Raw genomic sequence first — 22,139 nt, forward strand, 5'->3', positions numbered from 1 at the left:
TCAGTCGATGGACCGCACGCGCAGCGGACCCCGGGCGAGCAGATGCTGTGCGGACTGCGCGACCGGGCGCATCGTGATCAGATCGAGGTTCACGTGGCCCGGGGACTCCAGCGCATAGGCGATCACATCGGCGACGTCGTCGGCGAGGAGCGGGGCGTCCACGCCCGCATACACGGCTTCGGCCGCGACGGAGTCGCCACCCAGTCGGTTGAGCGTGAACTCCTCGGTGTGCACCATTCCCGGTGCCACCTCGACCACACGGATCGGCTCGCCGTTGAGTTCCTGACGCAGGACCTTCACCAGCATCCCCTCGGCGGCCTTCGCGGCGTTGTAGCCCGCGCCCCCGGCATACGCGTTCTGCGCGGCAGTGGAGGTGACGAAGATCGTGTCGGCATGGCCGTCGGCGGCCGCCGCGCGGCGCAGCAGCGGAAGCAGACCGGCGACGAGGCGCTGACTGGCCAGGACGTTGGCGTCGAACATCCACTGCCAATCCTCGACCGAGGCGTCCTCGATGCGGTCGGTGCCGCGGGCGCCTCCGGCCACCTGCACCAGCGCGTGCACCGGACCCGAACTCTCGAGCTCGCCCACGAGTGCCTCGACGGCCGCGGCGTCCGTGAGGTCGCAGGCGATGGCCGAGGCTCCGGTCTCCGCGGCGAGCGCTGCGAGTCGATCCTCGCGCCGCGCGACGCCGACGACGTCCCATCCCCGGGCGCGCAGCGCACGCACCGTCGCTGCGCCGATGCCCGAACTCGCACCTGTCACCACTGCACGTCTGTTCACCATGCCTCCACCGTACGGCGTTCTCCACGGATTGCAGACTCCCCCACGGGGCTGTCGCGGATCCCTCAGCCCCGTGATTCCGGGCCTCCGCTCTGTTACGTCACATTTCCCGCCTGTTGTTGACACGCACCGATATTCCGTACTCTCGCAGCAACGGCATCCGCCACCCGACCTTCCGACCACTTCTGGGGGAACCACATGTCCGCACCCGAGTCCTGGCGTTTCGAGACCAAGCAGATCCACTCGGGCGCTGCCCCCGACCCGGTCACCAAGGCACGTGCCACGCCGATCTACCAGACCACCTCCTACGTGTTCGACAGCGCGGACCACGCCGCCAACCTGTTCGCCCTCGCGGAGTTCGGCAACATCTACACCCGCATCCAGAACCCGACGCAGGACGTGTTGGAGCAGCGTCTCGCCGCTCTCGAAGGCGGCACCGGAGCCCTCGTCCTCGCCAGCGGCCAGGCCGCATCGACCTTCGCGGTCCTGAACATCGCCGAGGCCGGCGACCACTTCGTCGCCTCCAGCTCGATCTACGGCGGCACGTACAACCTCTTCAAGTACACGCTCGCGAAGCTCGGTATCGAGGTCACGTTCGTCGAGAACCAGGACGACCCCGAGGAGTGGCGTCGCGCGGTCCGCCCGAACACGAAGCTGTTCTTCGCGGAGACGATCGGCAACCCGCAGATCAACATCCTCGACATCCGCACCGTCGCCGACGTCGCGCACGAGAGCGGCGTCCCGCTGATCGTCGACAACACGATCGCCACCCCGTACCTGATCCGTCCGTTCGAGTTCGGCGCCGACATCGTCGTGCACTCGGTGACGAAGTTCCTCGGCGGCCACGGCACGACCATCGGCGGCGTCATCATCGACGGCGGAAAGTTCGAGTGGTCGAAGAACGTCGACAAGTTCCCCGGCCTCACCGTGCCGGACCCCTCGTACCACGGCGCCAGCTACACGGCCGCGGTCGGCGACGCCCTCGCCTACATCATCAAGGCTCGCGTGCAGCTGCTCCGCGACCTCGGCTCGGCGATCGCCCCGCAGAGCGCCTGGAACCTCATCCAGGGAGTCGAGACCCTGTCGCTGCGCATCGAGCGTCACGTGCAGAACGCCCAGGAGATCGCCGAGTGGCTCGACAGCCGTGATGACGTCGCGACCGTCAACTACTCGGGTCTGCCCTCGTCGCCCTGGTACGCCAAGGCGAACGAGTACGCCCCCAAGGGCGTCGGTGCTGTGCTGTCGTTCGAGCTCAAGGGCGGAGTCGAGGCGGGCCGCGAGTTCGTGAACAGCCTGTCCTTGTTCAGCCACCTCGCCAACATCGGCGACGTGCGCTCGCTCGTCATCCACCCCGCATCCACCACCCACGCGCAGCTGACGCCCGAGCAGCAGCTGACCGCCGGTGTGACGCCGGGCCTCGTCCGCCTCTCCGTCGGCATCGAGAACGTCGACGACCTCAAGGCCGACCTCGACCAGGCTCTCGCCGCGGCACGCCGCGTGTCGGAGGCTGCGCGCGCCTGACCCGCCTGCACTGCGAAGATGATGCCCCGGAGCTCACCGCTCCGGGGCATCTTCACGTGCACGGCTCGCTCGTCCGGCTGACCCACAGGCGGTTCCGTCGAGAATGGGATACCGCTGTGAGGAGAGCATGATCGACGTCGAAAACCGACCGCCGCGCATCCGGCGATCCGCCACCGCCGCCGCACGGTGGATCGCCGTCGCCAGCGCCGCGCTGCTGCTGATCGTGGCCTGCGGCTGGATCCCGGGTGTCGTGGGCACAGCGGTCGCGGCCGTGCTCCCCTGGCTCGGACTCGTGCTGCTCGCACTGGTGGTCGCTGCGCTTCTCCGCGCGCGCAGGGTGATCGTGCTCGTCCTGGTTCCCGCCCTGCTGTGGGTGCTGGCGATGGCACCGGCGTTTCCCGGGCTCCCCGGTCAGACGAGCGCGGAGCCGGCATCCGCATCCGCGTTGACGGTCGTGAGCCAGAACGTGCGCGCACGATCCGGTGGAGCCGCCGCGTCCGCGACCGAGCTCGCGCAGAGCGGTGCCGACGTGATCGCGCTCGTCGAGCTCGACGGAGACAGCCTCTCGGCCGCTCAGAACGCCCTCGCCGCCGACTACCCGCACTCGTACACGGTCGGAACCGTCGGCGTCTGGAGTCGGTATCCGCTCGCGAACGCCGAGCCGCTCACGCTGGGGCTCAGCTGGAAGCGGGCGCTCCGCGTCGAGGTACAGGCCCCGTCGGCTCCGGTCGCCGTGTATGTGCTGCACGCCGCATCGGTGCGGCCGGGACACCAGCAGGACCGCGACACGATGCTGAGCGGAATCGCGGAACAGGTCGCCGTCGATCCTGCAGAATCGCTCCTCGTCGTCGGCGACTTCAATGCGCCGTCGACGGATCCGAGCCTGTCCGCTCTGCGCGCGGAGGCCGACGGAGTGCGTCCGACCGACGGGACGCTCGGGTTCACGTGGCCCGTCGCCTTCCCCCTCGTGCGCATCGACCAGGTGTTCGTGCGCGGTCTCGACGTCGTCACCTCGACCACGATGCGGGCGGGGAACAGCGATCATCTCGCCACCCTGACCCGAGTGCGCTGACCCGAGTGCGCTGACGCCGAGTGCGCTGGGCCCGACGTCTCGATCGGCAGTCTCAGCGGCGCCGCACGCAGGTCGGATCGTAACCTGCCACCGACAGGCTCCGCACCAGGCGAGAATGGGGACATGGACTGGCAGACGACCTCCGAGGACACGGTGCCTTCGGCACCCGTGACGGAGGCCGACGTCCGGCTGCTCCGTGCCCGCCCGCCGGCGACCGGCGCATGGCGAGACGGAGACCCTGTGGGAGGGCGACGCTTCGCCGCCTCCGGTCCCTTCTCCACCGAAAGCGGTGCGCAGCTGCCCGCCATCCGCATCGCCTACGAGTCCTGGGGCGAGTTGAACAGCGCCCGTGACAACGCCGTCCTGGTGCTGCATGCGCTCACCGGAGACAGCCATGTGCGCGGCCCCGCGGGCGCCGGTCACCCCACCGGCGGCTGGTGGGAGGACATCACCGGTCCCGGTGCTCCGCTCGACACCGACCGCTGGTTCGTGATCGCCCCGAACATGCTGGGAGGCTGCCAGGGTTCGACGGGGCCGGCAAGCGTCGCTCCCGACGGCTACGAGTGGGCGTCACGGTTCCCGTACCTGACCATCCGCGACCAGGTCGCCGCTCAGGTGCGCCTCGCCGACGCTCTGGGCATCGAGAGCTGGGCAGCCGTGATCGGCGGCTCCATGGGAGGCATGCACGCGCTGGAATGGGCGGCCACGCATCCCGAGCGCGTGCGGCGACTCGCTGTGCTCTCGTCGCCACCGGTGACGACCGCCGACCAGATCGCGCTCAACACGGTGCAGCTGGAGACCATCCGGATGGATCCGCGATTCCAGGGCGGTGAATACTACGATCTCGGTGACGGCGACGGTCCGCACCGCGGCCTCGCCTTGGCACGGCGCATGGCCCTGCTGAACTACCGCAGCCCGATCGAGCTCAACCAGCGCTTCCAGCGATCCTGGCAATCGGATGTCTCGCCCCTCGGCCACGGCGGTCGCTTCGCGGTGGAGTCGTACCTCGACTTCCACGGCAACAAGTTCACCCGCCGTTTCGACGCGAACAGCTACATCACGCTCGTCGAGGCCATGAACTCGCACGACGTCGGCCGCGGGCGCGGTGGCGTCGAGGAGGCGCTGCGTGCCGTCACCGCGACCACGCTGGTGCTCGGCATCGACAGCGACCGCCTCTTCCCCGTCGACGGGCAGCAGCGCATCGCGCGCAGCATCCCGAACGTCATCGACGACGAGGCGGTGGTCATCACCAGCGACTTCGGGCACGACGGGTTCCTCATCGAGACCGAGGCCGTCGGCACGAACCTGCGCCGTCTGCTGGACAGCTGATCCCGCCCGCTCAGGTCTCGATGAACCGCCACGGCAGGGCACCGGCTTCGAGGCGTCCCTGATCCCATGCGAAGGCGCGGCCGGCGTCGGAATCGAGCACCCTGGTCCGGAACAGCTGCGCGACGCCACTCGCCGCCACGGCAGCGGCGACATCGCCGAACACCGAGAGCTGGTGGAGGGTGATCCACGTCGGGGGATACAGCGTCCACTCCCCTGCCGCGTGTCTGGCGAGCGCCTCCGCCGGCCGCACCCAGGCGATCTCCGCGACCTCCTCCGCAGAGGGCGAGGGCTCCTCATCCGACGCCTCCGCCAGGAAGAACCACGTCCGGATGCGGGTGGGGGCCTCGAGCGGCGGCTGCCACTGCGACAGCGGCACGAGATCATCCACCGCGAGCCCCACCTCCTCGCGGGTCTCCCTGATCGCGGCCCGGCGAGCGTCTTCGGCCTCGTCGTCGCCGTCGCGCACGTCGCCGGGCTCGACCTTGCCCCCGGGGAAGACCCAGGCTCCCGCGAAGGATCCGCGATCGGGGCGCCGCATCAGCAGCAGTTCGAACCCCGGGTCCGCTGCGCGCAGCACCACGACGGTGCCGGCGACGGGCAGGGACGACTCAGGGGCGCTCACCCCGTCACTCTACGACGCGACCAGCTCCGTCGCCGCAGCGCGACGCCCTTCGACGCGATACGACAGCAGCGCGATCAGCAGGCCGGCCCCGGCGAGCACTGCCCCCGTCCACGCCGGTGCGGTGAAGCCCCAGCCCGCGGCGATCACGACGCCGCCGAGGAACGCGCCCAGGCTGTTGCCGATGTTGAGCGCCGAGTGGTTCATGGCCGCCGCGATCGACTGGTTGTCGCCCGCCACGTCCATGAGCCGCGTCTGGATCGTCGGGCTCAGCACCGACGACACGAAACCGACCACGAGCACCACCGCGGCCAGGCTGACGATCCAGAACGAGAGGAAAGCCAGCAGCGCGAAGACGACGGCCATCGCGGCGAGGCCGAACAGCAGCGTGCGGCGCAGGTCGATGTCGGCGAGGTGACCGCCGACCAGGTTCCCCGCCGTCATCCCGAGTCCCATCAACACGAGGACGATCGGCACCACCCATTCCGGTGAACCGGAGACCTCCGTCACCAGCGGGGCGATGTAGCTGTAGACGGCGAAGAATCCGCCGAAGCCGATGGCGCCGACACCGAGCGTGAACCACACCTGCGGGATGCGGAACACCCGCAGCTCCTGGCGCATCGTACGGCCGGGGTCTCCGGGATGCTCCGGGACGAAGACGGCTATGCACAGCGTCGCGAGAGCGAACACGAGCGCCACGACCGCGAAGGCGGAGCGCCAGCCCCACTGCTGTCCGAGGAACGTTCCCAGCGGCACGCCGATGACGTTGGCGACCGTGAGCCCGGTGAGGATGAAGGCCACGCCCTTGGCACGGTTGCCCGGTCCCATCACGTCGGCGGCGACGAGCGCTCCGATGCCGAAGTAGGCGCCGTGCGGAAGCCCCGCGAGGAAGCGGGACGCGGCGACGAGCTCGAACGTGGGCAGCACCACCGTGAGCGCGTTGAACACCGTCAGGGCGAGGGCCAGCACGATCATCACACGATGCCGCGGATAGCGGGCGACGAAGCCGGCGATGGTCGGCGCACCGACCACCACGCCGAGCGCGTACAGCGAGATCAGCCAGCCGGCCTGGCTCAGGGCGTCTTCCCGACTGGTCGCCCAGAGCGAAGGCAGCAGGTCGGCGGCGATGTTGGGCAGCAGACCCATGACCACGAATTCGGTCATGCCGATGCCGAAGCTGCCGATGGCGAGAGAGAGGAGCGCCCACTTCGCCGCACCCCTCGATTGCGTCGAGGGATTCACCGCATCAGCTTAGCGGCCGTCGCGGGTGCGCGACCGCCCGCCCGGTCCGCTCTCGCGTCATGAACACGTCCACGTCGTCCTGCGAGTCGACGACGAACCCGTGACGCTCGTAGAGGCTGCGCGCCGGACTGCCCTGGAGCACGTTGAGCCGGTACAGCCCGTCGTCATCGAGGATCATCGCCAGGACCCGGCTGCCGACGCCCCTCCCCTGGTGCGAGGCGTCGATGTAGAGGTGCTCCAGCCAGAAGGCGTCTCCGTCGGGGCGGAGGGCGACAGAACCGACGTCCGCGGCGTCCACGACGATGATCCGCGTGTACGCCGGCTCGAACGCGTCGCGGAACCGCTGCCGGACGCGCGTCTGGTCGTAGCGCCCCAGCCGCTCCAGGTCGGCGCGGAGCACATCGGCCCGCAGCTCGGCGATCCACTCCGCATCCTCGGCGAGCGCCGGTCGGAGAACGACCGACGAGAGCGAAACGGGATCAGTCACCGGACTCCTCGACGGCTGCCTCCTCGATCGCGCTCTCCAGACGTTCGATCTTCGCGTCGAGCTCTCCGGAGTACCCCGGGCGGATGTCGGCCTTGAGCACGAGCGAGACCCGCGACCCGAACGGCATGACCGCTTCGGTCGCGCGCTTCACGACGTCCATGACCGTGTCCCAGTCCGGGCCCTCGATCTCGGTGAACATGCTCGTGGTGCGGTGCGGCAGCCCCGATTCGCGCACGACGCGCACGGCAGCGGCCACCGCGTCGTGCACGGAGGCGTCGGTGCGCTCTGCACCATCGGCGGGGGTGCCGCTGGGGGCGACGGAGAAGGCGATCAGCATGGGTTCACTCCTGGGTGCGGGGATGACGGACGGGCACCCGCACGAGAGCGCGGATGCCCAGGACGAGCAGGACGACGAGAAGCACGTTGCGCACGGTGAGCACGGCGACGGAGAGGGCATCCGCCCGCAGCAGCGCGTCGTAGCCGAGCGGATAGACGAGGCAGGTGAGCAGACAGAGGGCGAGGACGACGACGGCCGGTGTGCGTGCCCTCACCCGATCGAGCACGAGCCACAGGATGACCGGGGCGATCAGCCAGGTCTGGAACTGCGGTGAGCCGACCTTGTTGGTGACGATCAGTAGCGTCACCAGCGTGAGAGCGAGCGGAGGGAACAGCCGCGGGAACGTCGCACCGCGCACCGCCTTGAGCGCGCCCACCGCGGTGACCGCCAGCACGGAGACAGCCATGAGCGGTGTGAGCGCGGCGGCGACGGCATCGACACCGGGCGCGGTGATCTGGAAGGTCAGGATCTCGAAGCTGTACTCGATACGGGCGGCCCCGGCGACCGCGAGCCACAGGAAGGGCGTGGCGGCCACGGCTTCGATCTGCAGCCCTCGTCCGGTCTGCTCCGTCAGGAACCCGAGGATCTCGGTGTCCGCTCCGAGCAGCAGCAGCGTCGCGACGACGCCGGCGGTGACCACCGCTGCGGCGAACAGCACCCGCATCCGTGCCCGGAGCGCGACGACGGCGGCGAGGACGAGCGCACCGGGCCAGATCTTGATCCAGGCGCCGATCGTGAGAAGCGCGGCGCCGACCGCCGGCCGCGACACCAACCAGAGTCCACCGATCACGGCGATCGGGACGGTGATCGCATCGATCCGATAGAGCGCGATCGGCCCGAGCAGAAGCACGGCCGCACACCAGAACCAGGCGGCGATGCGTCGAGCGCGCGCGGGAGAGCGCCCGATGAGCACACCGAAGGCGATCGCGTCGAGGATGACGACCAGGGCCGCCCACCCCACCAGGTACGCGCTGGACACGCCGAGCAGAGGCACCAGCGGCGCGGAGAGAGCGGCGGCGATGAGCATCGGCACGAGGGCGAGCTGGGGGTAGACCCAGGTCTCGTCGATGCCGACGATGCCTCCCCCGCTGAGCGCCGAGGTCGCCCAGGGCTCGTACACGAGCACGACATCGCCCATCGGCTGGCTGGGATACACCCAGCCGAGCCAGGCCGTGAGCAGGTGAACGAGGAGGAAGACGCACCACAGCGCGACCACCCTGCTCGTCGACGTGCGATTCACGCGAGGACGTCCGCGATCGCGTGCGGCAGTGCTGCCGCGACATCCATCGCGACGATCGGATGCCCCGCCGCACCGTCGCGCGTCCCGGCGGCGATCCGCCCGGCATGGCCGTGCACCCACGCTCCCGCAGCGGCGACTTCGGCGATCGGTCGTCCGGGGTTCGCCGCGAGCACCGCACCCAACACCCCGGCGAGCACGTCGCCCGTACCCGCGGTCGCCAGCCATCCGGTCCCCGCATCCACGGCGATGACGTCTCCGTGGGGCGACGCGATCAGCGTGCGGGACCCTTTGAGCAGCACGGTGCCCCCGAGCCTGTCCGCCATGTGCTGCGCGGCCTGCGCACGATCCTCCTCGGCCGAGGAAACGCCGAGGCCCTCCTGCAGCCGTGCGAACTCGCGCGCGTGAGGCGTCACGAGAAACGGTGCCGTCGTCCCCTCGGCGAGATCGAGCGCACCGGCGTCGATGACGACGGCCGCGGGCCCGGTGAGGATGTCGCGCAGCGCGGTGGTCTCCGCGTCGCTGCGGTGCGTCGGGTCGGTCCCCGAGCCGATCACCCAGGCGTCGACCCGAGCGCGACCCGTATCCGCGCCGGTGACGGTCTCCGGACGCCGGGCGAGCACGGCATCGGCAACCCGCTCCGCCCCGATGTAGCGGACGAAACCGGCCCCTGCGCGCCATGCGGCCTCGACGCCGAGGACCGCGGCTCCGGGATAGGCGGGCGATCCGGTGCGAAGAGCCACCACACCGCGGGCGTACTTGTCGTCGTCCGCGGTGGGCACACGGAACAACCGCGCCGTGTCGCCGCGTGTCCACTCGCGCACTTCGACCATGACTCCACGTTAGTGCGACGGCCCGTCCTGCACCCGCCGAGCGGTAGCGTCGTAGCGTGAGTGTTCTCTTCTCCCCGCTGCGCATCCGTTCCGTCACCTTCCGCAACCGTCTCTGGGTATCGCCGATGTGCATGTACAGCGCTGAGGACGGCGTGGTGCAGGAGTGGCATCACACCCACCTCGCCCAGTTCGCATCCGGTGGTGCCGGGCTCATCGTCGCCGAGGCGACGGCCGTCGTTCCCGAAGGCCGGATCTCGCCGCGTGATGTGGGCCTGTGGAACGACGCGCAGCGCGACGCCCTGGCCCCGATCGTCCGGGCGATCCACGATCGCGGAGCGCGTGCGGGGATCCAGCTCGCCCACGCCGGCCGCAAGGCGTCGACGTGGTGGCCCTGGGCTCCCGAGCGCGGGTCGGTGCCGGCGGCTGAGGGAGGGTGGACGACAGCCGCGCCGTCGGCCATCGCCTTCGACGGCTTCGATGCGCCGGTCGCCCTCGACCTCGCAGGCATCGACCGCGTGGTCGAGGCGTTCGCCGCCGCAGCGCGACGTGCGGTCGATGCCGGGTTCGACGTGCTGGAGATCCATGGCGCGCACGGCTACCTCCTGCACCAGTTCTTGTCCCCGCTGTCGAATCTGCGCGACGACGAGTACGGCGGATCGCTCGAGAACCGCGCCCGGCTGCTGCTGCGCGTGATCGACGCCGTCCGTGAGGCTGCGGGTGACGACCTCCCGCTGTTCGTCCGCATCTCCGCCACGGACCACGCCGATGGAGGCTTCACGCCCGAGGAGGCGGCGATCGTCGGCGACTGGGCGGTGCAGCACAGCGCCGACCTCATCGACGTCTCCAGCGGCGGCCTCGTCGCGCACCAGCGGATCAGCGTCTTCCCCGGGTACCAGGTGCCTCTCGCCGAGACCGTGCGTCAAGGCGGTCGGATCCCCGTGTCGGCCGTCGGTCTCATCACAGCGGCCGCCCAGGCCGAGCGGGTGCTCGCCGATGGCGCGGCCGATGCGATCTTCGCCGGCCGGGAGTGGCTGCGCGACCCGCACTTCGCTCTTCGCGCCGCCCACGAGCTCGACGCCGACATCGCCTGGCCGCCGCAGTACGAACGCGCGCGCCTGCGCTGAGTCTCCTCGGCACGATGAAGGCCGCCGGTCCCCTGAGGGGTCCGGCGGCCTTCATCGTCGCGATCGACGATCAGCGTCCGCGGAAGCGACGTGTCGCGTCCTGCACCTCTCCGACCAGTTCCTCCAGGATGTCCTCCAGGAACAGCACAGCGGTGGTGTTCCCCTGTGCGTCGCGCACCTTCGCCAGGTGCCGACCCGCACGACGCATGACTGCGAGAGCGTCTTCCAGATCCGTGTCCTCCTGCACCGGCACCATGTGGTGGATGCGCTTGGCCGGAACCGGCTCGATCATCTTGGCCTCCGCGTCCGGGCCCTCGGATGCCCGAAGGATGTCCTTCAGGTGCACGTAGCCGATCGGCACGGACTCGTCGTCGACGATCACATAGCGCGAGAAGCCGTAGCGGGCGACCGCCTTCTCGATGTCCTCGGGCGTGGTCGACTGCGGCAGCGTCACCAGATCGCTCAGGGGAACGGCGACGTCGCGTGCCTTCTTGTCGGTGAACTCCACCGCAGCGGCGACGGTTCCCGCCGTGTCCATGAGCACCCCCTCGCGACGCGACTGGCTGACGATGGTCGCCACCTCGTCGAGCGTGAACGTGGATGCCGCCTCGTTCTTCGGCTCGACGCGGAACAGGCGCAGCACGCCGTTCGCGGCCGCGTTGAGCACCCAGATCACCGGCATGAACACCTTCGACACCCACACCAGCGGCGGGGCCAGGAACAGCACGGCCCGATCCGGCACCGAGAACGCCAGGTTCTTCGGCACCATCTCGCCGAACACCACGTGCAGGAACGAGACGATCAGCAGCGCGATCGTGAACGAGACCGCGTCGACCGCGCCATCGGGCCAGCCGAGCGCGTGCAGCGGCACGGAGAGCAGGTGGTGGATCGCCGGCTCCGAGACGTTCAGGATGAGCAGCGAACAGATCGTGATGCCCAGCTGCGATGTGGCGAGCATCAGCGTCGCGTGCTCCATCGCGTACAGGGCCGTCTTGGCCGCGCGCGAGCCCTGATCGGCGAGAGGCTCGATCTGCGACCGCCTGGCCGAGATCACCGCGAACTCTCCGCCGACGAAGAAGGCGTTCGCGACCAGGAGCACGACGAGCCAGGCGAGTCCTCCCCAATCGCTCATCGGGCCACCTCCTCGTTGACGTCGTCGAGCGGTCTCGGAACGTAGCGCACCCGATCCACCCGTCGCCCGTCCATGCGCACCACCTGCAGCACACCGCTGTCGAGCGGCACCTCGTCGCCGACCGAAGGGACGCGCTCCAGCACGCTCATGACATAACCGCCCACCGTGTCGTACACGTCGCCCTCCGGCACTTCCACACCGGCACGACGACGCAGCTCATCGGGTCGCAGCTCACCGGGGAACGTGATGCCCTCCCGGTTGCGGATGACTCCGGCCCTGGTGCGATCGTGCTCGTCGGCGACCTCACCGACGAGTTCCTCGACGAGGTCTTCCAGGGTCACGAGACCCGCTGTGCCGCCGTACTCGTCCACGACGATCGCCAGCTGGTAGCCGCGGGCGCGCAGCTCCGCGATCAGGGCGTCGACGTGTACCGTCTCCGGCACGCGGAGCGGTTCCGTCGCGAGAGCGCCGACGGGGACCTCGGTACGACGATCGCGCGGCACGGAGATCGCCGCCTTGAGGTGCACGACGCCCATGATGTCGTCGAGGTCGTCGCCGTAGACCGGGAAGCGGCTGTGGCCCGTGCGTCGCGCGAGCTGGATGACGTCATCCACGGAATCGCCCGCGGCGATCGCGTGCATGCTCGGCCGAGCGGTCATCACGTCGTCGGCCGTCAGCCGCGAGAACATGAGGGTGCGATCGAGCAACGACGCGGTGTCGGCCTCCAGCAGGCCCGCGTTGGCGGACCGTCGCACGAGCGAGGACAGCTCCTCCGCGCTGCGGGCGCCGGAGAGCTCTTCCTTCGGCTCGATGCCCATCCCGCGCAGCACGCCGTTCGCACTGCCGTTGAGCACCACCACGGCGGGCTTGAACACCGTCGTGAACGCGATCTGGAACGGGATCACGAGCTTCGCGGTGGCCAGGGGCAGGGCGAGGGCGAAGTTCTTGGGGACGAGCTCGCCGAGGATCATCGAGAGCACCGTCGCCACGAGCATGGCCACGATGGTCGCGATCGGCGCGACGGCGGCCTCAGGGATGCTCCAGGCGATGAAGGTCGGGCGCAGGAGGTTCGACAGCGCCGGCTCCATCGTGTAACCGGTGAGCAGCGTCGTCAGCGTGATGCCGAGCTGCGCCGCCGAGAGATGCGTCGACGTGTGCTTGAGAGCGCTGATCGTGAGCGAGAGCCGGGATTCACCGCGCGCCTGCCTGGCCTCGAGCTCGGCGCGATCGAGGTTCACCAGTGCGAACTCGCTCGCGACGAAGAGGCCTGTGCCGACCGTGAGCAGGAGCCCCACGCCCAACATGATGTAGTCCATCAGAGGTTCCTCTCCGGTGAGAGAGGCGGACAGTGGGGCGATGTTCTACAACTGGGAGGGTCGTCCATTATGCCGACGATTGTACCGAAGACAGCGGGGTGTGCGCTCGACGATCACCAGCTGACCGGCAGCGCCTTGCCCTCCTCGTAGCCGGCCGCCGACTGCAGCCCCACCACGGCGCGGTCGTGGAACTCGGGCACGGTCGCCGCCCCCGCGTAGGTGAAGGATGAGCGCACGCCGGAGGTGATCATGTCCAGAAGGTCCTCGATGCCCGGACGCAGCGGGTCGAGGTAGATCTTCGACGAGGAGATGCCCTCGGCGAAGAGCTCCTTGCGGGCACGCTCGTAGGCGTCGAGCCGACCGAAGCGCGCCTGGACCGCCTTGGTCGACGCCATGCCCCAGGATTCCTTGAACAGGCGCCCATCGGCATCGCGCTGCAGCTCCCCCGGCGCCTCGATCGTGCCGGCGAACCACGATCCGACCATGACGGACGCCGCACCGGCGGCGAGGGCGAGCGCCACATCACGCGGATAGCGCACCCCGCCGTCCGCCCAGACATGCGCGCCGAGCTCACGTGCCGCCTGGGCGGTCTCGAGCACGGCGGAGAACTGCGGGCGTCCGACCGCCGTCATCATGCGGGTGGTGCACATCGCGCCAGGACCGACGCCGACCTTGAGGATCGACGCTCCGGCATCCACCAGGTCGGCCACGCCGTCGGCTGTGACGACGTTGCCCGCCACGACGGGCAGGCCGAGATCGAGTTCGGCGACGGCGCGCAGAGCCCGCAGCATGCCCTCCTGGTGGCCGTGCGCGGTGTCGACCACCAGCACGTCGACACCGGCGGCGGCGAGTGCCTTGGCCTTGGCGGCGACATCGCCGTTGATGCCGACGGCGGCAGCGACCGCGAGACGTCCGTCGGCATCGACCGCCGGACGGTAGAGCGTCGAGCGCAGCGCGCTGCGGGCGCTCAGCGTGCCGACGAGATGGCCGTGGTGCACGACCGTCACCATCTCGACGCCCGCGTCGGTGATCACATCGAACGCGTGCCGCTCCGAACCGATGTCGTCCGCGTCGATCGACGGCGTGCCGTGGTGCACCAGGTCGCCGAGCTGCGCATCGGGAAGCGCCGTGGCCAGTCTGGTCGCGGGGAGGATGCCGAGGATGTGCTCGACGCCGATCGGCGCCGCGCCACGGGCGACCACGATCCCGTGGCCGCTGGCCGCCGGGAGCAGACGAAGCGCGTCGGCGGCCGATGCCTCCGGCGGCAGCACGAGAGGCGTGTCCCAGAGAACCGGCTGCGACTTGACCTCGCGGATCGCGGCGTCCAGATCCTGCAACGGCATGTCCTGCGGCAGGACGCCGAGGCCGCCACGCCGCGCGAGCACGGCAGCGATGCGGGGGCCGGTCACGGAGTTCATGTTCGCGGCGACGAGCGGCAACGTCGCCGGTGTGCCGTCCTGCGGGGCGAGATCGACCTGCAGACGGCTGGTGACAGCGGATCTGCGCGGCACCAGGAAGACGTCGGAGTAGGTCAGATCGACGGTCGGCTGCTCTCCAGAGAACTTCATGCCTCCACGGTACTCAGATCGCGACGCGGTGGGCGCACAGCTTCGACGATTCCCCGAGCGAAACACGTTAGGCTTGTTGGTCGAGAGTGTGCGGGCCCGAACGCATCCTGCGTCGACGTCCGCACCAGAGAGCTTCAGCGATGAAAGAGGGCGATCGAGCGTGTCGAACCAGGTGACCGGCGTCAACGGCGACGGGGGGTTCGGAGCCAATTCCTGGCTCGTTGAAGAGCTCTACGAGCAGTTCAAGGTGAACCGCGACTCCGTCGACAAGGAGTGGTGGCCCATCCTGGAGAAATACCACTCCGAGACGGCGACCGCGGCTCCCGCAGCAGCGTCCGACACACCGGCCCCGACGGCTCATCCCGTCACGGCGCCGATCCCCGTGATCGGCTCGCAGCCCGTCGCCCGCACGACGGCCAAGCCCGCCGCCGCAGCACCGATCCCGGCGCAGGCTCCGAAGCCCGCAGCGAAGTCCGAGTCGGCGGAGGCTCCGGCTCCCGTCGAAGAAGACAAGGTCACGCCCCTTCGCGGTCTGCCCAAGACACTCGCGGCGAACATGGACGAGTCGCTCACCGTCCCGACCGCCACCAGTGTGCGCACGGTGCCGGCGAAGCTGATGATCGACAACCGCATCGTCATCAACAACCACATGGCGCGCACCCGCGGCGGCAAGATCAGCTTCACCCACCTCATCGGCTGGGCGCTCATCCGCACGCTGGACGAGTTCCGCAGCCAGAACGTGTTCTACGCAGAGGTCGACGGCAAGCCCTCCGTGGTGGCGCCGGCGCATGTCAACCTCGGCATCGCGATCGACCTGCCCAAGCCCGACGGCACGCGCGCCCTCATGGTGCCCAGCATCAAGCGCGCCGACACGTTGACGTTCACCGAGTACCTCTCCGCTTACGAGGACCTGGTCACGCGCGCACGCGGCAACAAGCTGACCGCGGGCGACTTCCAGGGCACCACGGTGTCGCTCACCAACCCGGGCGGCATCGGCACCGTGCATTCGGTGCCGCGTCTGATGAAGGGCCAGGGCTGCATCATCGGCGCCGGCGCCCTCGAGTACCCGGCCGAGTTCCAGGGTGCGAGCGAGAAGACGCTCAACGAGCTGGCGATCGGCAAGACCATCACGCTCACCAGCACCTACGACCACCGCGTCATCCAGGGAGCGGGCTCCGGCGAGTTCCTCAAGAAGGTGCACGAGCTGCTCATCGGTCAGCGCGGCTTCTACGACGACATCTTCGCCGCTCTGCGCATCCCGTACGCCCCCATCCGCTGGAACCCCGACATCGCCGTCGACCTCGCCGAGCGCGTCGACAAGCAGTCGCGGGTGCAGGAGCTGATCAACTCCTTCCGCGTGCGTGGTCATCTGATGGCCGACATCGACCCGCTCGAGTACGTGCAGCGCTCGCACCCCGACCTCGAGATCGAGAGCCACGGTCTGACCTTCTGGGACCTCGACCGCGAATTCGTCACGGGCGGCTTCGGAGGACGACGCATCGCGAAGCTCCGCGACATCCTCGGCGTGCTCCGCGACTCCTACTGCCGCACGCTCGGCATCGAGTACATGCACATCCAGGACCCGGAGCAGCGCCGCTGGTTCCAGGAGAAGGTCGAGGTCAAGTACCAGAAGCCCGGCCACGACGAGCAGCTGCGGGTCCTCCGCAAGCTCAACGAGGCCGAGGCCTTCGAGACCTTCCTGCAGACCAAGTTCGTCGGCCAGAAGCGCTTCTCGCTCGAGGGCGGCGAGTCGCTGATCCCGCTGCTCGACGAGATCCTGCAGGGCGCGGCCACCGCCGGGCTCGAGGGCGCCGCGATCGGCATGGCCCACCGCGGCCGCCTGAACGTGCTCACCAACATCGCAGGCAAGACGTACGGCCAGGTGTTCCGCGAGTTCGAGGGCACGCAGACACCGGGCAACCAGCGCGGCTCCGGAGACGTGAAGTACCACCTCGGCACCGAGGGCACCTTCGTCGCCGACGACAAGTCCGAGCTTCCCGTCTACCTCGCCGCCAACCCCTCGCACCTCGAGACGGTCGACGGCGTGCTGGAGGGTATCGTCCGCGCCAAGCAGGACCGCAAGCCGATCGGCACGTTCGCCTGGCTGCCGATCCTCGTGCACGGCGACGCGGCCTTCGCAGGCCAGGGCGTCGTGGTCGAGACGCTGCAGATGTCGCAGCTGCGCGGCTACCGCACCGGCGGCACGATCCACGTGGTCGTGAACAACCAGGTCGGTTTCACCACGACGCCGAACGACGGTCGCACCTCGATCTACTCGACCGACGTCGCCAAGACGATCCAGGCGCCGGTGTTCCACGTGAACGGCGACGACCCCGAAGCGGTCATCCACGTCGCTCAGCTCGCTTTCGAGTACCGCGAGCGCTTCCACCGCGATGTCGTGATCGACCTGGTCTGCTACCGCCGACGCGGCCACAACGAGGGAGACGACCCCTCGATGACGCAGCCGCTGATGACCGATCTCATCCAGGCGAAGCGGTCCGTCCGCCGCCTGTACACCGAGTCGCTCGTCGGTCGTGGTGACATCACCGAGCAGGAGTACGACGAGGCCAAGGCCGACTTCCAGAACCGCCTGGAGATCGCCTTCGCTGAGACGCACGCCGCCGAGACCGGCGCTCTGCCGATCTCCCCGGAGCTGCCGCCTGTCGACGACCAGGTCGGCGCTCCGGAGATCACCGGTGTGCCGAACGAGGTCATCCAGATGATCGGCGACGCCTTCGTGAACAAGCCCGAGGGCTTCACGGTGCACCCCAAGATCCAGCAGCTGCTGGAGAAGCGCCTCGACATGAGCCGCAACGGCGGCATCGACTGGGGCTTCGGCGAGCTGCTCGCGTTCGGCTCTCTCCTCGTGGAAGGCACCCCGGTGCGTCTCGCCGGTCAGGATGCTCGTCGCGGGACGTTCGTGCAGCGCCACGCGACTCTGCACGACCGCGCGAACGGCCAGGAGTGGCTCCCGCTGTCGAACCTGTCCGACGCACAGGGCCGCTTCTTCGTCTACGACTCGCTGCTCAGCGAATACGCCGCTCTCGGCTTCGAGTACGGCTACTCGGTCGAGGCTCCTGAGGCCCTCGTGCTCTGGGAAGCGCAGTTCGGCGACTTCGTCAACGGCGCCCAGTCGGTCATCGACGAGTACATCTCCGCGGCCGAGCAGAAGTGGGGACAGCAGTCCAGCGTCACCCTGCTGCTCCCCCACGGCTACGAGGGCCAGGGACCGGACCACTCGTCGGCGCGCATCGAGCGCTTCCTGCAGCTGTGCGCGCAGGACAACATGATCGTGTCGCGCCCGTCGACGCCCGCGTCGTATTTCCACCTGCTGCGCCGCCAGGCGTACGCCCGTCCGCGCAAACCGCTGATCGTCTTCACCCCGAAGGCGATGCTGCGTCTGCGCGGCGCGACGAGCCCGGTCGAAGCGTTCACCCAGGGTCGGTTCGAGCCGGTCATCGACGACGACCGCGGTCTCGATCGCACGGCCGTCAAGCGCGTGCTCGTGCACTCGGGCAAGGTGCACTGGGATCTGCGGGCCGAGCTCGAGAAGAACCCGAATCCCGAGGTCGCCCTCGTCCGGCTCGAGCAGCTGTACCCGACGCCGATCGATGAGCTCAAGGCGATCACCGACTCCTACCCGAACGCCGAGCTGGTCTGGGTGCAGGAAGAGCCGGAGAACCAGGGCGCCTGGCCGTTCCTCGCGCTCGCCTTCGCCGACGTTCCCGGCGACCGATCGTTCCGCCCGGTCTCGCGCACGGCTTCGGCATCGCCGGCGACGGGATCCTCGAAGGTCCACGCCGCCGAGCAGGCAGCACTGATCCGCGCGGCCGTCACCCTCGGCTGATCTTCAGACGAGAGAGGGCGCTGCGACTCCGGTCGCAGCGCCCTCTCTCGTCTGTGCGGTGCGGATCAGTACCAGATGTCGAGAGACGGAGCGGGGAAAGAGATGAGCGCCCGGTCGAACGCCTCGACGGCCGCAGGGCTGGCCGTGATGCGTCCGGCACCGTGCAGTGTCGTGGCGCGGACTCCACCGGCATAGAGCGCCGAGAGCATCGAGACGTCGAGCGTGATGTCGGCCTCGGCGCCCTCGTCTGCGGCGTCGACTGTCGCGATGCCGTCGTCGTCCACGCGCAGGCGCCAGTCACCGTTCGTGAAGCCCAGCGAGTCCTCGACCCGGAGGACCGTGTCGATCGGGGCCGAGTACCGACGTGCCGTCAGCGCCGTCGGGAGGTCGAGGATGCGCAGCCACCCGTGGTCGTGCACCTCTTGCTTCACCCCGCGGGTGTCGTGCACCAACCACGGCAGGGGGTCATCGATCGGGCGGAGGTCGGCGACCACCTCATCGACGAGGTCGTGCTGCAGGGCGAAGCGCCAGAGCGCGGCGCGCGCGTCAGCCGTCTCCGCGACGAGCAGACGCACGTCCATCCGGAAGCGGAAGGTGCCGGTCGCCTCACCCACGGTGTAGGCCATCACCCCGCGCAGCGCACCGTCCTCGTCGCGGTAGCGCACACCGCGGGCCTGGTCGCGATCCGGGGTGGGCGCGACTCCTGCGTACCCCTCCCATCGGCCTTCCCAGCCGGGGATCTGTCCCGATGCTCTGCCTCGGGCGCGCTCGTGCACCGCACCGAGGTCGGCGGCGAGCGTCTCGCGATCGATGTACTCGAGAGTGCCGGTCGGAGTCGGTCCGCTCCAGCCCGCACGTCGTGTGTCGACCGTGTGGCGCGCGACCGGAATCGCTGCTCCGAAGCCGTAGCGGCCGTAGATCGTCGCCTCGGAGACCGTGAGCCCGGCGATGGCCACTCCGGCGGATGCCGCAGCCCGCAGCTCCCCTTCGAGAAGCGCCCTGGCGATCCCACGGCGCCGGTGGGTCGCCGCGACCGTGACAACGCTGATCGCCCACATCCCGATCTCGGCGCCGCCGGGGACGGTGAGGGGTGTGATCCAGCCGTCTATGGTCGCCACGGGCAGCGCAGCGGCCGGGGCGTTCTTCTCGTACACCCCGACGTTCCGCCGCTCCGCGAAGGTCTTTCGCACCTGGGCGAGCATGTCGCTCGTCGGCTCGGGGCCGAGGAATCCGCGGTCGACGGCACGCTCGAAACCCGAGGCGCTCGCGTCATCGCTCAGATCGACGACGCGGTAGTCGAGGCCGGCTCCGGCCAGTCTTTCCGTCGAGGTGGTGTCAGCGGGTACGTCGCGCGCATCGATGGAGGTCATCCGTCCACACTACCGACGGCCTCCGGCGTGCGGTCAGTGCTGCGAGGCCTGAACGGCGCGCAGACGCTCGAAGACCTGGTCGCGCAGCTGCTCGGGAGCGGTCTCCTTGCAGGCGCGGGCGATCACCTCGGTGAGGGTCGTGGCGACGAGAGCCTCATCCCGACATGACGGGCAGTTCTCGAGGTGCTCGCGGATCTCGGTGTGCTCGGTCTTGCACACCTCGTTGCGGAGGTACTCCTCCAGATCCTGACGGGCTTTGTCGCAGCCGCAGTCGCTCATTTCTTGCTCCTCGTCTCAGCCGCGGCGATGCCCCGCTCAGCGGCGTAATCTGCCAACAGCTCCCGCAGCATCCGCCTGCCACGGTGCAGGCGGCTCATCACGGTGCCGATGGGGGTCTTCATGATGTCGGCGATCTCCTGATACGCGAAACCTTCGACATCTGCGAGATAGACCGCGAGGCGGAAGTCCTCCGGCACGGCCTGCAGCGCATCCTTGACCACCGAGGCCGGCATCCGGTCGATGGCCTCCGCCTCGGCCGAACGGCTGTGCGACGCCGTGGTGGACTCGGCTCCGCCCAGCTGCCAGTCCTCGAGCTCGTCGATCGTGCCCTGGAAAGGCTCGCGCTGGCGCTTGCGGTAGATGTTGATGTACGTGTTGGTGAGGATCCGATAGAGCCACGCCTTGAGGTTCGTGCCCTGCGAGAACGTCGCCCAGGACCCGTAGGCCTTCACGAAGGTCTCCTGCACGAGATCGGCGGCATCCGCCGGGTTGCGCGTCATGCGCATCGCGGCGGCGTAGAGCTGATCCATGAAGGGGATCGCCTGCTCCTCGAACTCGCGCCGAGGGTCGCCGACGGTGTCTGCGGTTACGGTGTCATCCATCACCGGCCAGTCTAGGCCGCTGATGTCGATCACCTCGCGCTCCAACGTCGCCGGCATACTCTCTCCTTCGGGTCGGGAGGCCTGTCTTTCGCGACGAAGCTCCCTGCGTTTACTAAGGTGAGAACCGATGAGCGCCAACAGGTATTCCCCCTCCCGTGTGCAGGGCGCCTATCCCGCGCCCACGACCGACGTGCCCGTGCACGCCGAACTCACGATCCCCGGTTCCAAATCGCTGACCAACCGCGAGCTGATGATCGCCGCGATCGCCGATGGACCGGGCCGGTTGATCGCCCCCTTGCACTCCGACGACTCCGCACGCATGGTCGATGCGCTGCGCGCCCTCGGCGTCGGCATCGAAGAGGTCGACGCCGGGAACGAGTTCGGGCCCGACCTCGTCGTCACCCCCGCGAAGCTCAGCGGCGGCACCACGATCGACTGCGGTCAGGCCGGCACCGTCATGCGCTTCATCGCCCCGCTGGCGGGCCTCGCGGCGCACGACGTGCACCTCACGGCGCACGAGACGGCGCTGCATCGTCCGATGGGCGCGCTGATCAGCGCGCTGCGCGACCTCGGCGTCGACATCGACGACGAAGGCACGTGGGCTCTCCCCTTCACGATCCGCGGCCACGGGCGAATCCGCGGCGGACGCGTCGAGATCGACGCCTCCGCGTCGAGCCAGTTCGTCTCCGGTCTCCTGCTCGCCGCCCCCCGCTTCGACGTCGGCCTGCACCTCGTCCACACCGGCGAGCACCTGCCGAGCCTTCCGCACATCGACATGACGATCGAGGCTCTGAGCCGCCGCGGCATCCGCATCGAACGTCCCGCCGTCGGCGAATGGCTGGTCGAGGCGGGCGTTCCGCGGGCCAAGGAGATCGCGATCGAACCCGATCTCTCCAACGCCGCGCCGTTCCTCGCCGCCGCGCTGGTCACCGGCGGATCGGTGTCGATCACCGGCTGGCCCGCACATTCCACTCAGCCCGGCGCCCTGCTGCCCGAGATCCTGCAGGCCACGGGGGCGCACGTCGGCCGTCACGGCGGCACGCTCACCGTGCGCGCCGGTTCCGGCATCCGGGGCCTCGACCTCGACCTGTCCGCGGCGAGCGAGCTCACCCCGACGCTGGTCGGCCTCGCCGCCTTCGCGGAGTCTCCGACCACGATCCGCGGCATCGGACACATCCGCATGCATGAGACCGACCGGATCGCGGCGCTGATCGGCAACCTCCGCGCGCTCGGCGGCGAGGCCGAGGAGCTCTCCGACGGACTGCGCATCATCCCCCGGCCTCTGCACGGCGGAAGCTGGGCCGCACACCACGATCACCGGATGGCCACCACCGGAGCGCTCATCGGCCTGCGCGTCCCCGGCGTCGAGATCGACGACATCGGCACCACCGCGAAGACCCTCCCGGAGTTCACGATGCTCTGGGAGAGGATGCTGCGGGGCTGA

At 69.4% G+C, this 22,139-nt stretch carries 19 protein-coding genes; 6 read left to right on the forward strand and 13 right to left on the reverse strand.

Going from position 1 to position 22,139, the window contains the following annotated elements; translation table 11 throughout:
- Positions 1-783, reverse strand: a complete 783-nt coding sequence (locus tag ASD13_RS10680) for an SDR family oxidoreductase (RefSeq protein WP_200935138.1) — start codon at positions 781-783, stop codon at positions 1-3.
- A gap of 195 nt (positions 784-978) precedes the next feature.
- Between ASD13_RS10680 and ASD13_RS10685 the strand changes: the two genes are divergently transcribed.
- The 3 genes from ASD13_RS10685 to metX all read left to right on the forward strand — a co-directional run bounded on the left by ASD13_RS10685 (position 979) and on the right by metX (position 4,702).
- Complete coding sequence (locus ASD13_RS10685; RefSeq protein WP_017831068.1) at positions 979-2,301, forward strand: bifunctional o-acetylhomoserine/o-acetylserine sulfhydrylase; 1,323 nt, start codon at positions 979-981, stop codon at positions 2,299-2,301.
- Between the two features lie 127 nt (positions 2,302-2,428).
- The gene (locus tag ASD13_RS10690) at positions 2,429-3,373 is read left to right on the forward strand and encodes an endonuclease/exonuclease/phosphatase family protein (protein WP_055869059.1); all 945 of its coding nucleotides are present in this window, start codon (positions 2,429-2,431) and stop codon (positions 3,371-3,373) included.
- 123 nt (positions 3,374-3,496) lie between these two features.
- Positions 3,497-4,702, forward strand: a complete 1,206-nt coding sequence (gene metX, locus ASD13_RS10695; protein WP_055869060.1) for a homoserine O-acetyltransferase MetX — start codon at positions 3,497-3,499, stop codon at positions 4,700-4,702.
- 10 nt (positions 4,703-4,712) lie between these two features.
- On the opposite strand, the gene ASD13_RS10700 is transcribed toward metX, so the two are convergent.
- Genes ASD13_RS10700 through ASD13_RS10725 form a run of 6 tightly spaced genes read right to left on the reverse strand, consistent with a single transcriptional unit; the run spans position 4,713 to position 9,457 of the window.
- Complete coding sequence (locus tag ASD13_RS10700) at positions 4,713-5,324, reverse strand: NUDIX hydrolase (RefSeq protein ID WP_055869061.1); 612 nt, start codon at positions 5,322-5,324, stop codon at positions 4,713-4,715.
- A gap of 9 nt (positions 5,325-5,333) precedes the next feature.
- A complete protein-coding gene (locus ASD13_RS10705; RefSeq protein ID WP_055869062.1) occupies positions 5,334-6,563 on the reverse strand; it encodes an MFS transporter in 1,230 nt (409 codons plus the stop codon).
- A gap of 4 nt (positions 6,564-6,567) precedes the next feature.
- Entirely contained in the window at positions 6,568-7,050 is a 483-nt protein-coding gene (locus ASD13_RS10710; protein WP_055869063.1) for a GNAT family N-acetyltransferase, read from the reverse strand.
- Positions 7,043-7,387, reverse strand: a complete 345-nt coding sequence (locus tag ASD13_RS10715) for a thiamine-binding protein (protein ID WP_055869064.1) — start codon at positions 7,385-7,387, stop codon at positions 7,043-7,045. The genes ASD13_RS10710 and ASD13_RS10715 overlap by 8 nt, the downstream gene beginning before the upstream one ends.
- A gap of 4 nt (positions 7,388-7,391) precedes the next feature.
- Entirely contained in the window at positions 7,392-8,627 is a 1,236-nt protein-coding gene (locus tag ASD13_RS10720; RefSeq protein ID WP_235562528.1) for a hypothetical protein, read from the reverse strand.
- Complete coding sequence (locus tag ASD13_RS10725) at positions 8,624-9,457, reverse strand: NAD(P)H-hydrate dehydratase (protein ID WP_055869066.1); 834 nt, start codon at positions 9,455-9,457, stop codon at positions 8,624-8,626. The genes ASD13_RS10720 and ASD13_RS10725 overlap by 4 nt, the downstream gene beginning before the upstream one ends.
- Positions 9,458-9,513: 56 nt before the next feature.
- On the opposite strand from ASD13_RS10725, the gene ASD13_RS10730 reads away from it, so the two are divergent.
- Positions 9,514-10,581 carry an NADH:flavin oxidoreductase/NADH oxidase gene (locus tag ASD13_RS10730; RefSeq protein WP_055869067.1) on the forward strand — a complete coding sequence of 356 codons (1,068 nt, stop codon included), beginning with the start codon at positions 9,514-9,516 and terminating at the stop codon, positions 10,579-10,581.
- Positions 10,582-10,651: 70 nt separating this feature from the next.
- On the opposite strand, the gene ASD13_RS10735 is transcribed toward ASD13_RS10730, so the two are convergent.
- The 3 genes from ASD13_RS10735 to ASD13_RS10745 all read right to left on the reverse strand — a co-directional run bounded on the left by ASD13_RS10735 (position 10,652) and on the right by ASD13_RS10745 (position 14,597).
- Positions 10,652-11,713, reverse strand: a complete 1,062-nt coding sequence (locus ASD13_RS10735; RefSeq protein WP_017831078.1) for a hemolysin family protein — start codon at positions 11,711-11,713, stop codon at positions 10,652-10,654.
- The gene (locus ASD13_RS10740; RefSeq protein WP_055869068.1) at positions 11,710-13,029 is read right to left on the reverse strand and encodes a hemolysin family protein; all 1,320 of its coding nucleotides are present in this window, start codon (positions 13,027-13,029) and stop codon (positions 11,710-11,712) included. The genes ASD13_RS10735 and ASD13_RS10740 overlap by 4 nt, the downstream gene beginning before the upstream one ends.
- Positions 13,030-13,142: 113 nt before the next feature.
- Positions 13,143-14,597: a GuaB1 family IMP dehydrogenase-related protein gene (locus tag ASD13_RS10745; RefSeq protein WP_055869069.1), complete on the reverse strand. Its 1,455-nt coding sequence runs from the start codon at positions 14,595-14,597 to the stop codon at positions 13,143-13,145.
- A 160-nt stretch (positions 14,598-14,757) separates the two neighbouring features.
- Here ASD13_RS10745 and ASD13_RS10750 point away from each other — a divergent pair, with 160 nt between their 5' ends.
- Positions 14,758-18,444: a multifunctional oxoglutarate decarboxylase/oxoglutarate dehydrogenase thiamine pyrophosphate-binding subunit/dihydrolipoyllysine-residue succinyltransferase subunit gene (locus ASD13_RS10750; RefSeq protein WP_055869070.1), complete on the forward strand. Its 3,687-nt coding sequence runs from the start codon at positions 14,758-14,760 to the stop codon at positions 18,442-18,444.
- A gap of 65 nt (positions 18,445-18,509) precedes the next feature.
- Here ASD13_RS10750 and ASD13_RS10755 read toward each other — a convergent pair whose 3' ends face one another.
- From ASD13_RS10755 to ASD13_RS10765, 3 genes are read right to left on the reverse strand one after another with little or no spacing between them, the layout of a single operon-like run.
- Positions 18,510-19,814, reverse strand: a complete 1,305-nt coding sequence (locus ASD13_RS10755) for a GNAT family N-acetyltransferase (RefSeq protein ID WP_055869071.1) — start codon at positions 19,812-19,814, stop codon at positions 18,510-18,512.
- 33 nt (positions 19,815-19,847) lie between these two features.
- Positions 19,848-20,093, reverse strand: coding sequence for a zf-HC2 domain-containing protein (locus ASD13_RS10760; protein ID WP_017831083.1), 246 nt, complete (start codon positions 20,091-20,093; stop codon positions 19,848-19,850).
- Positions 20,090-20,752, reverse strand: coding sequence for a sigma-70 family RNA polymerase sigma factor (locus ASD13_RS10765; protein ID WP_055869072.1), 663 nt, complete (start codon positions 20,750-20,752; stop codon positions 20,090-20,092). The genes ASD13_RS10760 and ASD13_RS10765 overlap by 4 nt, the downstream gene beginning before the upstream one ends.
- 70 nt (positions 20,753-20,822) lie before the next feature.
- On the opposite strand from ASD13_RS10765, the gene aroA reads away from it, so the two are divergent.
- Positions 20,823-22,139, forward strand: a complete 1,317-nt coding sequence (gene aroA, locus ASD13_RS10770) for a 3-phosphoshikimate 1-carboxyvinyltransferase (RefSeq protein WP_055869073.1) — start codon at positions 20,823-20,825, stop codon at positions 22,137-22,139.

Source organism: Microbacterium sp. Root1433D1, assembly GCF_001426835.1.
Classification (GTDB): domain Bacteria; phylum Actinomycetota; class Actinomycetes; order Actinomycetales; family Microbacteriaceae; genus Microbacterium; species Microbacterium maritypicum.

Bases quoted from the DNA above. Each gene is read 5' to 3' on its own strand.
- ASD13_RS10740 (WP_055869068.1), bottom strand. From the start codon at position 13,029: ATGGACTACATCATGTTGGGCGTGGGGCTCCTGCTCACGGTCGGCACA.
- aroA (WP_055869073.1), top strand. From the start codon at position 20,823: ATGAGCGCCAACAGGTATTCCCCCTCCCGTGTGCAGGGCGCCTATCCC.
- ASD13_RS10765 (WP_055869072.1), bottom strand. From the start codon at position 20,752: ATGCCGGCGACGTTGGAGCGCGAGGTGATCGACATCAGCGGCCTAGAC.
- ASD13_RS10680 (WP_200935138.1), bottom strand. From the start codon at position 783: ATGGTGAACAGACGTGCAGTGGTGACAGGTGCGAGTTCGGGCATCGGC.
- ASD13_RS10745 (WP_055869069.1), bottom strand. From the start codon at position 14,597: ATGAAGTTCTCTGGAGAGCAGCCGACCGTCGATCTGACCTACTCCGAC.
- ASD13_RS10755 (WP_055869071.1), bottom strand. From the start codon at position 19,814: ATGACCTCCATCGATGCGCGCGACGTACCCGCTGACACCACCTCGACG.
- ASD13_RS10725 (WP_055869066.1), bottom strand. From the start codon at position 9,457: ATGGTCGAAGTGCGCGAGTGGACACGCGGCGACACGGCGCGGTTGTTC.
- ASD13_RS10685 (WP_017831068.1), top strand. From the start codon at position 979: ATGTCCGCACCCGAGTCCTGGCGTTTCGAGACCAAGCAGATCCACTCG.
- metX (WP_055869060.1), top strand. From the start codon at position 3,497: ATGGACTGGCAGACGACCTCCGAGGACACGGTGCCTTCGGCACCCGTG.
- ASD13_RS10735 (WP_017831078.1), bottom strand. From the start codon at position 11,713: ATGAGCGATTGGGGAGGACTCGCCTGGCTCGTCGTGCTCCTGGTCGCG.
- ASD13_RS10715 (WP_055869064.1), bottom strand. From the start codon at position 7,387: ATGCTGATCGCCTTCTCCGTCGCCCCCAGCGGCACCCCCGCCGATGGT.
- ASD13_RS10690 (WP_055869059.1), top strand. From the start codon at position 2,429: ATGATCGACGTCGAAAACCGACCGCCGCGCATCCGGCGATCCGCCACC.
- ASD13_RS10760 (WP_017831083.1), bottom strand. From the start codon at position 20,093: ATGAGCGACTGCGGCTGCGACAAAGCCCGTCAGGATCTGGAGGAGTAC.